1 protein-coding gene is annotated in these 403 nt (G+C 65.3%); it reads right to left on the bottom strand.

The features are described 5' to 3' along the window. On the bottom strand, positions 1 to 403 hold a 403-nt coding region (locus BUQ68_RS22670), incomplete at both ends, for an IS110 family transposase (protein ID WP_139315319.1).

The following is a 403-nucleotide window of genomic DNA, read 5'->3' as shown; positions in this document are numbered from 1 at the left end:
GCAGATCTTCGAAGAGATCGGCCAGCAGGCGCCGCATCATCGGCGTGAGGTCGTTGCCCTCGTTGGCGATGATCCCCGGCAGATCGGCCTTGAACTTGCCCCCGCCCTGGTGGATGGCGACACCCGCCTCCAGGCAGAAGGCGCGCATTTGGCAGATCAGGCGTGTGCGGCTGCCGACCAGCTGATCCCGGATCCGGTGAAGGGCCTGCAGGTCCGACTGCTCCGGCGTCTTCACCTCGACGAAGCGCATCGTCGGCCGTGTCACGGCCTCGGCGATCGCAGCAGCATCGATCGTGTCGTTCTTGTTCGACTTAACGTAGGGCTTCACGAACTGCGCCGGAATGATCCGGACGCGGTGGCCGATCGCCATCAGCTTGCGCGCGAGCCACTGCGAACCGGGACA

The sequence above is a fragment of the Mongoliimonas terrestris genome (genome assembly GCF_001927285.1).
In the GTDB taxonomy this organism is placed as follows: Bacteria; Pseudomonadota; Alphaproteobacteria; order Rhizobiales; family Pleomorphomonadaceae; genus Chthonobacter; species Chthonobacter terrestris.
Note: the sequence above shows the minus strand (reverse complement) of the source record. Positions and strands in the feature narration are given on the sequence as shown.